The 14,936-nt window shown below is 57.9% G+C and carries 13 protein-coding genes and 2 tRNA genes; 1 reads left to right on the top strand and 14 read right to left on the bottom strand.

Annotated elements, in window-relative coordinates; all coding sequences use genetic code 11:
* Window positions 1-24 precede the first annotated feature (24 nt).
* The 9 genes from rimP to rlmE all read right to left on the bottom strand — a co-directional run bounded on the left by rimP (window position 25) and on the right by rlmE (window position 7,092).
* A complete protein-coding gene (gene rimP, locus I9H07_RS03875) occupies window positions 25-483 on the bottom strand; it encodes a ribosome maturation factor RimP (RefSeq protein ID WP_024644269.1) in 459 nt (152 codons plus the stop codon).
* A gap of 130 nt (window positions 484-613) precedes the next feature.
* Window positions 614-690: transfer RNA gene (locus I9H07_RS03870), tRNA-Met, on the bottom strand.
* Between the two features lie 95 nt (window positions 691-785).
* A tRNA-Leu gene (locus tag I9H07_RS03865) sits at window positions 786-871 on the bottom strand.
* 45 nt (window positions 872-916) lie between these two features.
* Window positions 917-1,297: a preprotein translocase subunit SecG gene (secG, locus tag I9H07_RS03860; protein WP_024644268.1), complete on the bottom strand. Its 381-nt coding sequence runs from the start codon at window positions 1,295-1,297 to the stop codon at window positions 917-919.
* A gap of 4 nt (window positions 1,298-1,301) precedes the next feature.
* On the bottom strand, window positions 1,302-2,057 hold the full coding sequence (tpiA, locus tag I9H07_RS03855; RefSeq protein ID WP_024673507.1) for a triose-phosphate isomerase: 756 nt from the start codon (window positions 2,055-2,057) through the stop codon (window positions 1,302-1,304).
* Window positions 2,058-2,123: 66 nt separating this feature from the next.
* On the bottom strand, window positions 2,124-3,467 hold the full coding sequence (glmM, locus tag I9H07_RS03850; RefSeq protein ID WP_024644266.1) for a phosphoglucosamine mutase: 1,344 nt from the start codon (window positions 3,465-3,467) through the stop codon (window positions 2,124-2,126).
* A gap of 16 nt (window positions 3,468-3,483) precedes the next feature.
* Entirely contained in the window at window positions 3,484-4,335 is an 852-nt protein-coding gene (gene folP, locus I9H07_RS03845) for a dihydropteroate synthase (protein WP_236423601.1), read from the bottom strand.
* 8 nt (window positions 4,336-4,343) lie between these two features.
* On the bottom strand, window positions 4,344-6,248 hold the full coding sequence (gene ftsH, locus I9H07_RS03840; protein WP_024673509.1) for an ATP-dependent zinc metalloprotease FtsH: 1,905 nt from the start codon (window positions 6,246-6,248) through the stop codon (window positions 4,344-4,346).
* Between the two features lie 193 nt (window positions 6,249-6,441).
* Complete coding sequence (rlmE, locus tag I9H07_RS03835; RefSeq protein WP_005888982.1) at window positions 6,442-7,092, bottom strand: 23S rRNA (uridine(2552)-2'-O)-methyltransferase RlmE; 651 nt, start codon at window positions 7,090-7,092, stop codon at window positions 6,442-6,444.
* Window positions 7,093-7,195: 103 nt separating this feature from the next.
* On the opposite strand from rlmE, the gene I9H07_RS03830 reads away from it, so the two are divergent.
* Complete coding sequence (locus tag I9H07_RS03830; RefSeq protein WP_002555133.1) at window positions 7,196-7,507, top strand: YhbY family RNA-binding protein; 312 nt, start codon at window positions 7,196-7,198, stop codon at window positions 7,505-7,507.
* 79 nt (window positions 7,508-7,586) lie between these two features.
* Here I9H07_RS03830 and greA read toward each other — a convergent pair whose 3' ends face one another.
* From greA to dnaJ, 5 genes are all read right to left on the bottom strand, one after another.
* Complete coding sequence (gene greA, locus I9H07_RS03825) at window positions 7,587-8,063, bottom strand: transcription elongation factor GreA (RefSeq protein ID WP_024673510.1); 477 nt, start codon at window positions 8,061-8,063, stop codon at window positions 7,587-7,589.
* Window positions 8,060-11,281: a carbamoyl-phosphate synthase large subunit gene (carB, locus tag I9H07_RS03820; RefSeq protein ID WP_024673511.1), complete on the bottom strand. Its 3,222-nt coding sequence runs from the start codon at window positions 11,279-11,281 to the stop codon at window positions 8,060-8,062. The genes greA and carB overlap by 4 nt, the downstream gene beginning before the upstream one ends.
* Window positions 11,282-11,418: 137 nt before the next feature.
* Complete coding sequence (carA, locus tag I9H07_RS03815; RefSeq protein WP_058824272.1) at window positions 11,419-12,555, bottom strand: glutamine-hydrolyzing carbamoyl-phosphate synthase small subunit; 1,137 nt, start codon at window positions 12,553-12,555, stop codon at window positions 11,419-11,421.
* 216 nt (window positions 12,556-12,771) lie between these two features.
* Window positions 12,772-13,575, bottom strand: a complete 804-nt coding sequence (gene dapB / locus I9H07_RS03810) for a 4-hydroxy-tetrahydrodipicolinate reductase (protein ID WP_058392975.1) — start codon at window positions 13,573-13,575, stop codon at window positions 12,772-12,774.
* A gap of 21 nt (window positions 13,576-13,596) precedes the next feature.
* Window positions 13,597-14,739, bottom strand: coding sequence for a molecular chaperone DnaJ (gene dnaJ / locus I9H07_RS03805; RefSeq protein WP_024644260.1), 1,143 nt, complete (start codon window positions 14,737-14,739; stop codon window positions 13,597-13,599).
* Between the last annotated feature and the right edge of the window lie 197 nt (window positions 14,740-14,936).

Here is a 14,936-nt window from a genome sequence, read left to right as displayed (position 1 = left end):
GGGATCCGCAGTAACCGGCACGTCTCAGTCAAACGTGGGAATAATGTTGGCCTTGTCGATCAAGTCGATCGGTAACAGGAATTCATGGTCTTCAACCTGCACCACGACATCCTGCTCCTCCACCCCGCGGAGAAGGCCTTGAAAGTTGCGTCGGCCTTCAAAGGGCGAACGCAGCTTTATTCTTACTTGTTCCCCGGCGTACGAAGCAAACTGCTCAATAGTGAACAGCGGGCGCTCCATGCCAGGAGAAGATACTTCAAGGGTGTACTCAGTGCTGATTGGATCTTCTACATCCAGCACACCGCTGATCTGGCGACTGACGATTGCGCAGTCATCCACCAGAACACCACCTTCCTTGTCGATATAAATGCGCAGCACCGAATGCTTGCCCTGGGAACTGAAATCGATCCCCCAGCATTGATAGCCTAGGGCCACGACCACCGGGGCCAACAAGTCCTGCAACTGTTCTAGCTTGCTCGACACCTGAACCCCCTCGTGCATGCTTTAAAAATAAAAAAATGGGCAAAAGCCCATCCCTGAAAACGCCGCTGAACATCGACGTCATGTACTGTCCAGCTAACAAAAAGCCCCTTAAAAGGGGCTCCGCTAAAACTGGTTGCGGGGGCTGGATTTGAACCAACGACCTTCGGGTTATGAGCCCGACGAGCTACCAAACTGCTCCACCCCGCGACAAAGCTGGGGCGGAAGTATACGACCGATCCATTGCTGGGTCAATCCAACATCCACCTACAAGAAAGCCCGCTAATGCGGGCCTTCTTGTTAATTGGTACCGAGAAGGGGACTCGAACCCCTACACCCATTGGGCACAACCACCTCAAGGTTGCGTGTCTACCAATTCCACCACCTCGGCATTACAACTCTTTGGCGATCTCGCAAAACATCGCCGAATTCTTTTTTACTTCTGCCCGGAAGCTGGAGGTACGTCAGCAGGAACAACTGCTGGCTTTTGCGCTTCGAGCACCGGCACATCATCTGCTGCCGGTTTTTGCTTCACTTCCAATACCGCTGGATCTGGCAAACCTACTTGAGTCAGCTGTTGAGCTTTCTCTTTAGCAAAGTAACCTAACCCCAAGCTGGTTATGAAAAAACATGCGGCGAGTATAGCAGTAAACTTACTGAGAAAGGTAGAGGTTCCTTGACCTCCGAAGACAGTATTTGATGCACCCGCTCCGAAAGACGCACCTGCGTCGGCACCTTTACCCTGCTGCAGCAATACCAGGGCAACAACGCCCAGCGCACCCAACAGATGAAAAACAATTACGACTGTTTCCAGCATTTTTTCAGTTTCCCGCGGCGCGACAGATCGCACCGAACTCATCTGCATTCAAGGAAGCCCCACCAATGAGCCCCCCATCGATATCCGGCATGCTGAATAGCTCGACCGCATTGGCCGCCTTCACGCTGCCGCCATAGAGAAGTCGCACGCCTTGTGCGACTTCGGCATTCTCTTTCGCCAGTTGTGCACGAATGGCTGCGTGCACTTCCTGCGCCTCTTGAGGCGAAGCGGTCAATCCGGTGCCGATGGCCCAGACTGGCTCGTAGGCAATTACTGCATTGACCAGTGCATTGATGCCGAACTCGGCAATCACGCTGTCAAGCTGACGCCCGACAACTTCAAGCGTCTTGCCAGCCTGGCGCTGCTCCAGGGTTTCACCTACACACAGAACAGGTGTCAAACCACTCGCCTGGATTGCTGCAAACTTCTTGTTGAGCACATCATCCTGCTCGCCAATCAACTGACGACGTTCGGAGTGCCCGACGAGTACCAGCCTGCAACCTGCATCAGCCAGCTGACTGGATGCGATCTCGCCGGTCAGTGCGCCCTGCGCTGCCTGTATGGCTGCGTCCTGCGCACCTGTGATGATCGCAGTACCTTCAAGGCTTTCGATCACCTGGGTGATGAACAGACTCGCAGGCATCACGACAACATCGACGTTGCCCGGCAACACTTGTTTGCCCAGCCCCTCGATCAGCTCAGCGACGCTGGCGCGGGTACCGTGCATTTTCCAGTTACCAGCTACCATTGGGCGGCGCATGCTACACCTCGTGGGTCAAAGTGGGCGCAGATGTTACCCAACACTTTCGACACTGGCAAGCCGAAATCAGGCGCAAACTTCAGCAACCAGTTTTGCGAGCCCTTCGGCATAGCCGCGGACCTGCGCTTCGTCCTCACCTTCCACCATCACACGCACCAGCGGCTCGGTGCCGGACTTGCGCAGCAGAACCCTGCCGCGCCCCGCCATCTGCTCGGTAACGCGTGCGCAGGCTTCCTGCACCGAAGGATGCGAAACAGGGTCGACACTTGACCCCTCGAAACGCACATTGATCAGGATCTGCGGGCATTTGCGCAATTTCAGACGTGCCTCGGCAAGGCTGATACCGCTGCGACGAAGCGCCAGTATGACCTGCAGCGAAGCGATGATCGCATCACCTGTGGTAGCGTGCTGGAAGCACACGATGTGCCCGGAGTTCTCGCCACCGATCTGCCAGTTGCGCTCAAGCAGCTCGGCAATCACGTACCGGTCACCGACATTTGCGCGCACGAACGGAATATTCTGCTCGGCGAGGGCCAGCTCAAGACCGAGGTTGCTCATCAGCGTACCCACGACACCGCCCTGCAAGCGACCGCGCTCATGCAGATCGCGGGCAATGATGTACAGCAACTCGTCACCATCAACGATGGTGCCGGTATGGTCGACCATCAATACACGGTCACCATCGCCATCGAAGCCGATACCCATGTCGGCGTTTTCCGCGACCACGGCAGCCTGCAGCGCTTCCATGTGCGTCGAACCACAATCCTTGTTGATGTTCAGCCCGTCGGGCTGGGCAGAAAGCACCACGACCTGAGCACCCAGTTCGCGAAAGACGTTGGGCGCAACCTTGTAGGTAGCGCCATGCGCGCAGTCGATAACCACCTTGAGACCGGCAAAGTCGGTACTGGTTGGCACACTGCTTTTGCAGAACTCGATGTACCGGCCGGCCGCATCGTTGATGCGCGAGACCTTGCCGAGATTTTCGGATTCGGCAACGGTCATCGGGGCATCGAGCAATTCTTCGATCATCATCTCGATCTCGTCAGGCAATTTGGTGCCCTGCCCCGAGAAGAACTTGATGCCATTATCGTAATGCGGGTTGTGCGAAGCGCTGATGACGATGCCCGCTTCAGCATGAAAAGTGCGCGTGAGGTAGGCAATCGCAGGGGTCGGCATCGGCCCGAGCAGCAGCACATCGGCACCCGCTGCAGAGAGACCGGCCTCAAGTGCGGACTCGAACATGTAACCGGAAATACGGGTGTCCTTGCCGACGAGAATCCGGCAGGTGCCCATCTTGCGGAAGGCCATACCTGCAGCCCAGCCCAGTTTCAACATGAACTCCGGCGTGATCGGAAATTGCCCTACACGACCACGAATGCCGTCGGTTCCGAAATATTTCCTGGTACTCATGGATGCCTCACTGTTGTTATTCAGCTGCTTCGACAGCTGCGATCATGCGCACCACGTCAGCCGTTTCGGCGACATCGTGCACACGTAGAATTTTTGCCCCTTTGGTGATTGCCAAAGCAGCGAGCGCCAGACCACCGGAAAGGCGCTGGTCGACCGAACGGTTCAGCACCGCGCCAATCATGCTTTTGCGTGACACACCCACCAGCAGTGGCTGACCGAGCGCGTGCAGCGCTTCCATGTGCCGGAACAAACTCAGATTGTGCTCCAGTGTCTTGGCGAAACCAAAGCCAGGATCGAGGATAATCTGATGCCTGCCAATCCCGGCAGCGACACATTGATGCATGCGCTCAAGCAAGAAAGCGCTGACCTCACCCAGCAGATCCTGGTAATGAGGATTTTCCTGCATGGTGCCCGGCTCACCCAGCATGTGCATGAGGCAGACCGGCAACCCGGTCCTTTCAGCCGCCTGCAGCGCGCCAGGGCGCTGTAGCGAGCGGACGTCATTGATCAGGCCCGCACCCAGCGCAGCCGTCTCCAGCATGACCTCAGGCGTAGACGTATCAACTGAAATAATCACATCGAGTTCGCGCGCGATGAGCTCGACGATCGGCGCGACACGCTCGACCTCCTCCAGCGCGGACACCGGACGTGCGCCCGGACGTGTGGACTCGCCACCCACATCAATCAGTGTCGCACCCGCCAGCACCATCGACTCGGCATGACGCAACGCTTCATCGAGCTGGCTGTAACGGCCGCCATCTGAAAAGGAATCGGGGGTTGCATTAAGGATACCCATAACGTGCGTATGGGCCAAATCAAGAACCCGGTTGCCGCAAGGCAACCGGGTTGGGTACAGCGCAGATGTCATGTCAGACCTTAATGCTCGGCAGCCGGGCCGCCGATTGGCGCCTCAGGACGTGGGTCCGGTGTTATCGGAGTACCGTTGGTACCCGAACCACCACCCCAGTCACGCGGTTCGCGCGGCGGACGACCGGTCATGATGTCGTCGATCTGATCGGCATCAATGGTTTCGTACTTCATCAATGCATCGGCCATCGCTTCAAGCTTGTCACGATTTTCCGTGAGCAGTTGCTTGGCGGTGCCGTAGCAGTGATCGATGATACTGCGCACTTCGGAGTCGATCAGCTTGGCGGTATCACCCGAAACACTGGAGTTCTGACTGCCACCGCGCCCCAGATAACCCGCATCTTCGTCTTCGGAGTACATCAACGGACCGAGCTTTTCAGACAAGCCCCACTTAGTGACCATGTTCCGGGCAATCTGGCTGGCACGCATGATGTCGTTGGAGGCACCAGTCGTGACGCCATCAAAGCCCAGCGTCATCTCTTCAGCAATACGACCACCGTACAGCGAGCAGATCTGGCTGATCAGCGCACGCTTGGACAGGCTGTAACGATCTTCTTCCGGGAGGAACATGGTCACACCCAGGGCACGACCACGAGGAATGATCGAAACCTTGTAGACAGGGTCATGCTCAGGCACCAGACGTCCGACGATAGCGTGACCCGCCTCGTGGTAAGCGGTGTTGCGCTTTTCCTTATCGGACATGACCATCGATTTGCGCTCGGCGCCCATCATGATCTTGTCTTTGGCCAGCTCGAATTCCTTCATTTCTACAACGCGCTTGCCGGACCGGGCAGCGAACAACGAAGCCTCGTTGACCAGGTTGGCCAGGTCGGCACCGGAGAAACCCGGGGTACCACGAGCAATAACGCCTGGGTTTACATCGTCACCCATTGGCACTTTGCGCATGTGAACCTTGAGGATCTGTTCACGACCACGGATATCCGGCAGACCTACAACAACCTGACGGTCGAAACGGCCTGGACGCAATAACGCAGGGTCAAGGACGTCCGGGCGGTTGGTCGCAGCAATGACGATGATGCCGTCATTCATTTCGAAACCATCCATCTCGACCAGCAACTGGTTGAGGGTCTGCTCGCGCTCGTCGTGCCCACCACCCATACCAGCGCCACGATGGCGACCGACCGCATCGATTTCGTCGATGAAGATGATGCAGGGAGCGTGCTTTTTGGCTTGTTCGAACATGTCACGGACGCGGCTTGCACCAACACCCACGAACATTTCGACAAAATCGGAGCCGGAAATCGTGAAGAACGGTACTTTTGCTTCGCCGGCAATGGCCTTGGCGATCAACGTCTTACCGGTACCCGGAGGACCGACCATCAACACGCCGCGAGGAATCCGGCCACCCAGGCGCTGGAACTTGCCCGGATCACGAAGAAACTCGACCAGCTCGCCGACTTCTTCCTTGGCTTCGTCACAACCAGCAACATCAGCCAGGGTCGTCTTGACCTGATCTTCAGACAGCAGGCGCGCCTTGCTCTTGCCAAAGCTCATCGGGCCGCCCTTGCCGCCCGCACCGCCCTGCATCTGGCGCATGAAGAACATGAAGACAGCGATGATCACCAGAATCGGGAAGCTGGCCACCAGTAGCTGGGTCCAGATGCTCTGCTGTTCAGGCTGCTTGCCTTCAACCACGACATTGTTGCTGACCAGATCGCCGATCAGACCATTGTCCGGGATGTTCGGGCGGATGGTCTTGAAGGTATCACCGTCGCTGCGTTTGCCCGTGATGACGTAGCCGTCAACAGAAACCTTCTCGACCTTGCCATCCTTCACTTGCTGGATGAACTCGGAATAGTTGAGGTTCTGCGGCTCGTTCGGGCTGGAGAAGTTGTTCATCACCGTCACCAGGACAGCCGCGATGATCAACCACAGGATCAAATTCTTTGCCATATCGTTCAATTAGCTACCCTCTGAAGCAAGCTCCACGCAGCAAGCGTGCCTCGCATGATATTCACCGGCCTAACTTACTACAGAACCTACAGATGCGGCAGACACCGTCTGTAACCCTTTGTGAAACTATGACAACGCGATACTCGTTCATGCTGCATCGCAAAGGCCATTTGAAAAAAGCTATCGCCTGACATCAAAACCGTTCGATGCTGGCTGCGCCATCGATTCCACGAAAGCCACGTGCCAGCAGGTATTGCTCACGGGACCTGTCACGCGACGACGAAGGCTTGCGCATCTGCACCTTGTCGAACAGCTTGCGAATATCCTTGTGGTAGACATCGAAGCCTTCACCCTGGAAGACCTTGATCAGAAAATCGCCACCGGGACGCAGTACCCGACCGGCAAGATCGAGCGCCAATTCACAGAGAAACATTGCACGCGGCATATCGACAGCGCTCAATCCACTCATATTGGGGGCCATATCGGAAATCACAAGGTCTACCTGCGTATTACCGACCGCCTCCAGGATCTGCTCCAGAATTGCATCTTCAGTGAAGTCGCCCTGAATGAAGGTCACATCAGGAATGCTATCCATCTCAAGGATGTCGGAAGCGATCAGACGGCCTTGACCACCAATCAGACGACTGGTCACCTGCGACCAGCCACCTGGCGCTGCACCGAGGTCGATCACGGTCATGCCCGGGCGGATAATCTTGTCCTTCTCCTGGATCTCGAGAAGCTTGTAACTGGCACGCGAACGGTAGCCGTCCTTCTGTGCCATTTTGACGTACTTGTCGTCGAAGTGTTCTTTGAGCCAGTTATGGCTTGTCTTGGAACGGGCCACAGGGCACCTCAAAAATAAACGAGTCGTGATTAACCGGGCGGTCCCGGACTCGCTCGGGTAAACTGGCCGCCGCTTTTAAAAGATCAGACGCAGAGGTCAGATTATGCCGCTCACTCCAGAGCAGAAGAAACAATACAAATCCATTGGCCACCACCTGAAACCGGTATTGATCGTGGCGGACAATGGTTTGACTGAAGGTGTGCTTGCAGAACTTGAACGCGCATTGAGCGATCATGAGCTGATCAAGATCAAGCTCAACATCCTTGACCGCGAAAGCCGTCTGGGAGCCGTTGCAGAATTGTGCAAGGCTGGCTCAGCCGACCTTGTACAGGTCATCGGCAAAATGGCGTTGATCTATCGCAAGAACCCAAAGGTAAACAAGCAACTGTCCAACGTCCACCGCGCACACGGATAAAAACACAAGCCAGGGCCGCCTCAAGCGCGCCCTGACTCGTTTTTACCGCTGAAAGCGCCCGCCTCGGCGGGCGCTGACATCAGATGTGACGCACCTCGATGATTTCGTACTCGATAACGCCACTCGGCGTTTTCACGACCACGACGTCACCCTCTTCCTTGGCAATCAAGGCTCGGGCAATGGGCGAACCCACTGAAATCTTGCCCTTCTTGATATCCGCCTCGTCTTCACCAACGATCTGATAGGTCACGCGTTCGTCAGTCTCGACGTTGGCGATCTCGACCGTGGTGCCAAAAATCACCTTGCCGGTAGGCTCGATGGTGGTGACATCAATCACCACGGCGTTCTGCATGCGCCCTTCGATATCACGGATACGCGCCTCGACCATGCCCTGCTGTTCGCGGGCAGCATGGTATTCGGCGTTTTCCTTGAGGTCGCCCAGCTCACGCGCAGTACCGATGTCCTGGCTCAACTTGGGACGCACAACCTTGGTCAGGTGGGTCAGTTCTTCTTCCAGGGCACGAGCGCCCTGGACTGTCATAGGGTATTTGATCATGCCTTCAATCCTGCATGGAGATCCTGCAAGCGACGTACGGTCTTCTCTGGACCGAACTTGAGCGCTTCACAAATCGCTTCGCCTGCGGCAATGGTGGTGGTGCAGTAAATCTTGTGCTGCAAGGCATTGCGGCGGATAGAGTACGAATCCGCGATCGACTGGCGACCTTCGGTGGTGTTGATGATCAGGGTGACTTCGTCATTCTTGATCATGTCGACCACATGCGGACGACCTTCGGTAACCTTGTTGACGCGGCGCACTTTCAGACCTGCCGCCTCGATCAGCTTGGCAGTGCCTGCGGTGGCGACGATCTGGAAGCCCAGGTCAATCAGGTCACGCGCAACGCCAGCTACCAGAGGCTTGTCGTCGTCACGTACGCTGATAAACGCAGTACCACCGGTCGGCAGCACTTCGCTGGCACCCATCTGCGCCTTGGCAAACGCCTCACCGAAGGTATCACCCACGCCCATCACTTCGCCGGTCGACTTCATTTCCGGGCCAAGGATCGGGTCAACGCCAGGGAATTTGGCGAACGGGAACACCGCCTCTTTCACGCTGTAGAAATTCGGGATGATTTCCTTGGTGAAGTTCAGCTCTTTCAGGGTCTTGCCGGCCATCACGCGCGCAGCGATCATGGCCAGGGAAACACCGATGCACTTGGACACGAACGGCACGGTACGCGAAGCACGCGGGTTCACTTCGATGACGTAGATGTCTTCGCCCTGAAGTGCCAGCTGTACGTTCATCAGGCCGACAACGCCCAGTTCCAGAGCCATTTTCTTGACCTGTTCGCGCATCTCGTCCTGGATATGGGCAGGCAGCGAGTAAGGCGGCAGCGAGCAGGCGGAGTCACCGGAGTGAACGCCTGCCTGTTCGATGTGCTGCATGATCGCGCCGATCACCACGTCAGTGCCGTCGCAGACCGCATCGACGTCCATTTCGATTGCACAGTTCAGGAAGTGATCCAGCAGCACCGGGCTGTCATTGGAGACCTGAACCGCTTCGCGCAGGTAGCGCTTGAGTTCGTCTTCCTGGTAAACGATTTCCATCGCACGACCGCCCAATACGTAGGACGGACGCACCACCAGCGGATAACCGATCTTGGCGGCGGCACGAATCGCTTCGTCTTCGCTGCGCACGGTAGCGTTTGGCGGCTGACGCAGGTTCAGGCGCTCGACCATGTGCTGGAAACGCTCGCGGTCTTCTGCACGGTCAATGGCGTCAGGGCTGGTGCCGATAATCGGCACACCGGCCGCTTCAAGCGCTCGCGCCAGTTTCAAAGGCGTCTGGCCACCGTACTGCACGATCACGCCTTTCGGCTTCTCGACGCGGACGATTTCCAGTACGTCTTCGAGGGTGACAGGCTCGAAGTACAGACGGTCCGAGGTGTCGTAGTCAGTGGAAACGGTTTCCGGGTTGCAGTTGACCATGATGGTCTCGTAACCGTCTTCACGCAGCGCCAGTGCAGCGTGTACGCAGCAGTAATCGAACTCGATACCCTGGCCGATGCGGTTCGGGCCACCGCCGAGGATCATGATCTTGTCACGTGTCGTCGGGTTGGCTTCGCACTCTTCCTCGTAAGTCGAGTACAGGTAAGCGGTGTCGGTTGCGAACTCGGCTGCGCAGGTGTCGACACGCTTGTAGACCGGGAACACTTCCAGCTTGTGACGGTGCGTGCGCAGGTTCTTCTCGGTCACACCCAGCAGCTTGGCCAGACGCGCATCGGAGAAGCCCTTGCGCTTGAGGCGATACATCAGGTCGCGATCGATAGCCGACAGACCGAGGGTCTTGACCTTCTCTTCGTCCTTGACCAGATCTTCGATCTGCACCAGGAACCATGGGTCAATCATGTTCATGGCGAAGATGTCTTCGACCGACATGCCCGCACGGAATGCGTCAGCTACATACCAGATACGCTCGGCGCCCGGTACAGTCAGCTCACGCTTGAGCGTGCTCATGCTTTCCGGATGGCTCAAGTCCAGTTTCGGATCAAGACCGCAAACGCCGACTTCCAGACCGCGCAGGGCTTTCTGCAGCGACTCCTGGAACGTGCGGCCGATGGCCATGACTTCACCGACCGACTTCATCTGCGTGGTCAGGCGCGCATCGGCCTTGGAGAACTTCTCGAAAGCGAAGCGCGGCAGCTTGGTCACGACGTAGTCGATGGACGGCTCGAAGGACGCTGGAGTCTTGCCGCCAGTGATCTCGTTGGACAGCTCGTCAAGGGTGTAACCGACTGCCAGCTTGGCAGCGACCCGGGCAATCGGAAAGCCGGTGGCCTTGGATGCCAGTGCCGAGGAGCGCGACACACGCGGGTTCATCTCGATCACGACCATACGGCCGGTGTCCGGGCAGATGCCGAACTGAACGTTGGAACCGCCGGTTTCTACACCGATCTCGCGCAGTACCGCCAGCGAGGCGTTACGCAGGATCTGGTATTCCTTGTCAGTCAGGGTCTGTGCGGGAGCAACGGTGATCGAGTCGCCGGTGTGCACGCCCATCGGGTCAAAGTTTTCGATGGAGCAGACGATGATGCAGTTGTCCTTTTTGTCGCGGACAACTTCCATTTCGTATTCTTTCCAGCCGATCAGCGATTCGTCGATCAGCAGTTCCTTGGTCGGCGACAGGTCCAGACCACGGGCGCAGATTTCTTCGAACTCTTCACGGTTGTAAGCGATACCGCCACCGGTGCCACCCATGGTGAACGACGGACGGATGATGCACGGGAAGCCGAGCTTCTCAAGAACCGCGTTGGCCTCTTCCATGCTGTGCGCGATACCGGAGCGCGGGCATGCCAGGCCGATGGACTTCATGGCCTTGTCGAAACGCGAGCGGTCTTCGGCCTTGTCGATGGTGTCGGCGTTGGCACCGATCATCTCGACGCCGAATTTCTCCAGAACGCCTTCGCGCTCCAGATCCAGCGCGCAGTTCAGTGCAGTCTGGCCGCCCATGGTGGGCAGCAAGGCATCCGGACGCTCTTTTTCGATGATCTTGGCAACGGTCTGCCACTTGATCGGCTCGATGTAGGTAGCGTCGGCCATCGACGGGTCGGTCATGATGGTGGCCGGGTTGGAGTTCACCAGGATGACGCGGTAGCCCTCTTCGCGCAGAGCCTTGCAGGCCTGGGCGCCGGAGTAGTCGAATTCACAGGCCTGGCCGATCACGATGGGGCCGGCGCCGAGAATCAGGATGCTTTTTATGTCTGTACGTTTTGGCATGGGTGGTCACTCAAATCCGCAGGTTCAGTCGGCAAGCCGTCTTGAACATTTATCTGAGGTGGCCTGGGCGGCAGCGACCGGACACTGGGTCCGGGGCCGCCCTGGGCACCTGCGTATTACAGTCTCAAGGCAACCGGTCAGCGGCGCTTGGCCATGGCTTCGATAAAGCGATCAAACAGAGGCGCTACGTCGTTCGGGCCAGGACTTGCTTCAGGGTGACCCTGGAAGCTGAAGGCGCTCTTGTCGGTCAGCTCGATACCCTGCAGGGTGCCGTCGAACAGCGACTTGTGAATGGCCCGAACGTTGCCCGGCAAAGTCGCTTCGTCCACCGCAAAACCGTGGTTCTGACTGGTGATCATGACAACGCCGGTGTCCAGATCCTGAACCGGATGGTTTGCACCGTGGTGCCCATGACCCATTTTCACGGTCTTGGCACCCGCGGCCAATGCCAGAAGCTGGTGACCCAGGCAGATGCCGAATACCGGGATGTCGGTTTCCAGCACTTCCCTGATCGCCTTGATAGCGTAGTCGCACGGCTCGGGATCGCCCGGACCGTTGGACAGGAACACGCCATCCGGCTTGTAGGCAAGCACTTCACTGGCAGGCGTTTGCGCCGGAACCACGGTGACCCGGCAACCGCGCTCGACCAGCATGCGCAGGATGTTGACCTTGACGCCGTAATCGTAAGCAACCACGTGATAGGGCAGCTCGGACGCTGCAATTTCAGCATGGCTGTCGGTTTTCAGGTCCCAGACACTGGAACGCCACTCGTACGTGTCCTTGGTGCTGACTTCTTTGGCGAGGTCCATGCCCTTGAGGCCCGGGAACCCGCGAGCAGCAGCGATGGCCGCCTCTTCGGAGATGTTGTCGCCGGCCATGATGCAGCCGTTCTGGGCGCCTTTCTCACGCAGGATGCGGGTCAGGCGACGCGTATCGATGCCGGCGATGGCAACGACTTTGTTGGCTTTCAGGTAATCACCAAGGGACAGCTTGTTGCGCCAGTTGCTGGCTACCAGCGGCAGGTCGCGAATGACCAGGCCAGCGGACCAGACGCGATCCGACTCGGCGTCTTCAGGCGTAGTACCGGTGTTGCCGATGTGCGGGTAAGTCAGGGTAACGATCTGCTGGGCGTAGGAAGGATCGGTAAGAATTTCCTGATAGCCTGTCATTGCGGTGTTGAACACCACCTCACCAACGGTCTGACCGTCGGCTCCAATGGCTTCGCCGCGAAAAATGCTGCCATCAGCAAGGGCGAGTATGGCTGGCTTAGTCAAGAAGACCTCCCGTAAATAAAACCTGAAAGGGCGATCGCAGGCTGCAAAAAAGCGGAATGACGTAGTAACGTCACCCCGCTTTCTTATGGAATCATCTGCGCGCTTTTAGTGGACACACTAAAGCTGTAGCTTACAGAAAAGGCCCATTTTGGTCTACCACCAATGAGCCTGAAAAGCGGGAAAATGCGACAGGGCCGCGAACGACCCTGCGTGAAATCAATGCAGCCCTAGCACATCCTGCATGTCGTAAAGCCCTGGAGCCTTGCCGTCGAGCCACATTGCAGCCCGGACCGCGCCCTTGGCGAAGGTCATGCGGCTTGACGCTTTGTGAGTGATCTCGACCCGCTCACCGTCTGCAGCAAACAGCACGGTATGATCACCGACCACGTCACCCGCACGTATGGTCGCGAAACCGATGGTCTGACGATCACGCGCGCCGGTCTGGCCTTCACGACCGTACACCGCGACCTTTTCCAGATCACGACCCAGCGCATTAGCGACAACTTCGCCCATGCGCAAGGCTGTTCCGGACGGCGCATCAACCTTATGCCGGTGGTGCGCCTCGATGATTTCGATATCGACCTCATCACCCAGAACGCGTGCCGCCGTGTCGAGCAGCTTCAGGCACAGGTTCACACCGACACTGAAGTTGGCGGCAAACACGATTGGAATGTCTTTGCCCGCCTCTGCCAGGCGCTGCTTCTCTTCAGCACTGAAACCCGTGGTGCCGATAATCATGGCCTTGCCTGCCTTGCGACAGAACGCCAGATTTTTCAGGGTCACTGACGGGTGAGTGAAGTCGATCAATACATCGAACTCATCCGCCACCCTGGCCAGATCACCCGACAACGGCACACCAATACGACCCAAGGCCGCCAGCTCACCCGCGTCAGCGCCGACCAGCGTGCTGTCGGGGCGGTCGACAGCAGCAGTCAGCCCGGCGCCAGGCGCCTGCTGAACCGCTTCGATCAAGGTTTTACCCATACGCCCGGCGGCGCCTACTACAGCAATACGTCGCATGCCTTGCTCCCGTTGATAGCCTTACAGATCGCCGAAGAAACGCTTCACACCCTCGAACCAGCCACTGGCTTTGGGAGAGTGAGACTCGTCGTTCTCAAGCGATGTGCGGAACTCTTCAAGCAATTCACGCTGACGCTTGCTCAGGTTCACCGGCGTCTCGACCGCCACACGGCACATCAAATCGCCTGCACCACCGCCACGCACCGGAGCCACACCCTTGCCACGCAAGCGGAACTGCTTGCCGGTCTGGGTGCCCTCAGGAATCTTGAGTTTGACGCGACCGTCGAGCGTCGGCACTTCAAGCTCGCCGCCCAGCGCTGCGTCGGTAAAGCTGATTGGCACTTCGCAGTAAAGATGCTTGCCGTCACGCTGGAAGATTGCGTGTTCACGCACATTGATCACGACATACAGATCGCCGGTCGGCCCACCCTGAACACCCGCCTCGCCTTCGCCAGACAGGCGGATACGATCACCGGTATCAACACCTGGCGGCACTTTGACGGAGAGCGTCTTGTACTCTTCGACACGGCCTTCGCCATGGCACGAATCGCACGGGTCGGAGATGATCTTGCCCTGACCGTGGCACCGCGGGCAGGTTTGCTGCACAGAGAAGAAACCCTGCTGCATACGCACCTGACCGATACCGCCACACGTCGGGCAGGTCACCGGAGACGAGCCTTTCTTCGCGCCGCTGCCGTCGCACGGCTTGCAGTTGACCAGCGTCGGAACACGGATATTCACGGAGGTGCCGCGAACCGCTTCTTCCAGGTTCAGCTCCAGCGTGTAACGCAGATCGCTGCCGCGCTGGGCACCGCCACGACCACCGCCGCCACCGCCGCGACCACCACCAAAGAAGTCACTGAACACATCGCCGAAGATATCGGAGAAGTTGGCGCCACCGGCACCGCCGCCAAAACCACCGCCGCCGCCCATACTCGGATCGACACCGGCGTGGCCGTACTGATCGTAGGCAGCGCGCTTGCTGGCATCGGACAGCACTTCGTAGGCCTCATTGGCCTCTTTGAACAACTCTTCAGACGCTTTGTCATCAGGGTTACGGTCAGGGTGGTGCTTCATCGCCAGGCGACGGTAAGCCTTTTTCAGGTCCGCCTCGCTGGAGCCTCGCTCCACGCCCAACACTTCGTAGTAATCACGCTTAGCCATAATTCTTCCGCACTCTTGAGGACGTTCGGCAGCACTCTCCTGAGCCATGCCAAACTCGTTGAGCCCCATACAGGCCCGGACCCAACTCACGTCGATTCAACGATCCTGGTCTTCGTTCAACAGCCAGATCTGACTGACCGAGAAAGCGGCAGAATGATCGCCACGCAGGAGCGTCGCGATCTTGCCACGTGGCGTGC

This window comes from Pseudomonas syringae, assembly GCF_023278085.1.
Lineage (GTDB): Bacteria > Pseudomonadota > Gammaproteobacteria > Pseudomonadales > Pseudomonadaceae > Aquipseudomonas > Aquipseudomonas syringae_Q.
Note: the sequence above shows the minus strand (reverse complement) of the source record. Positions and strands in the feature narration are given on the sequence as shown.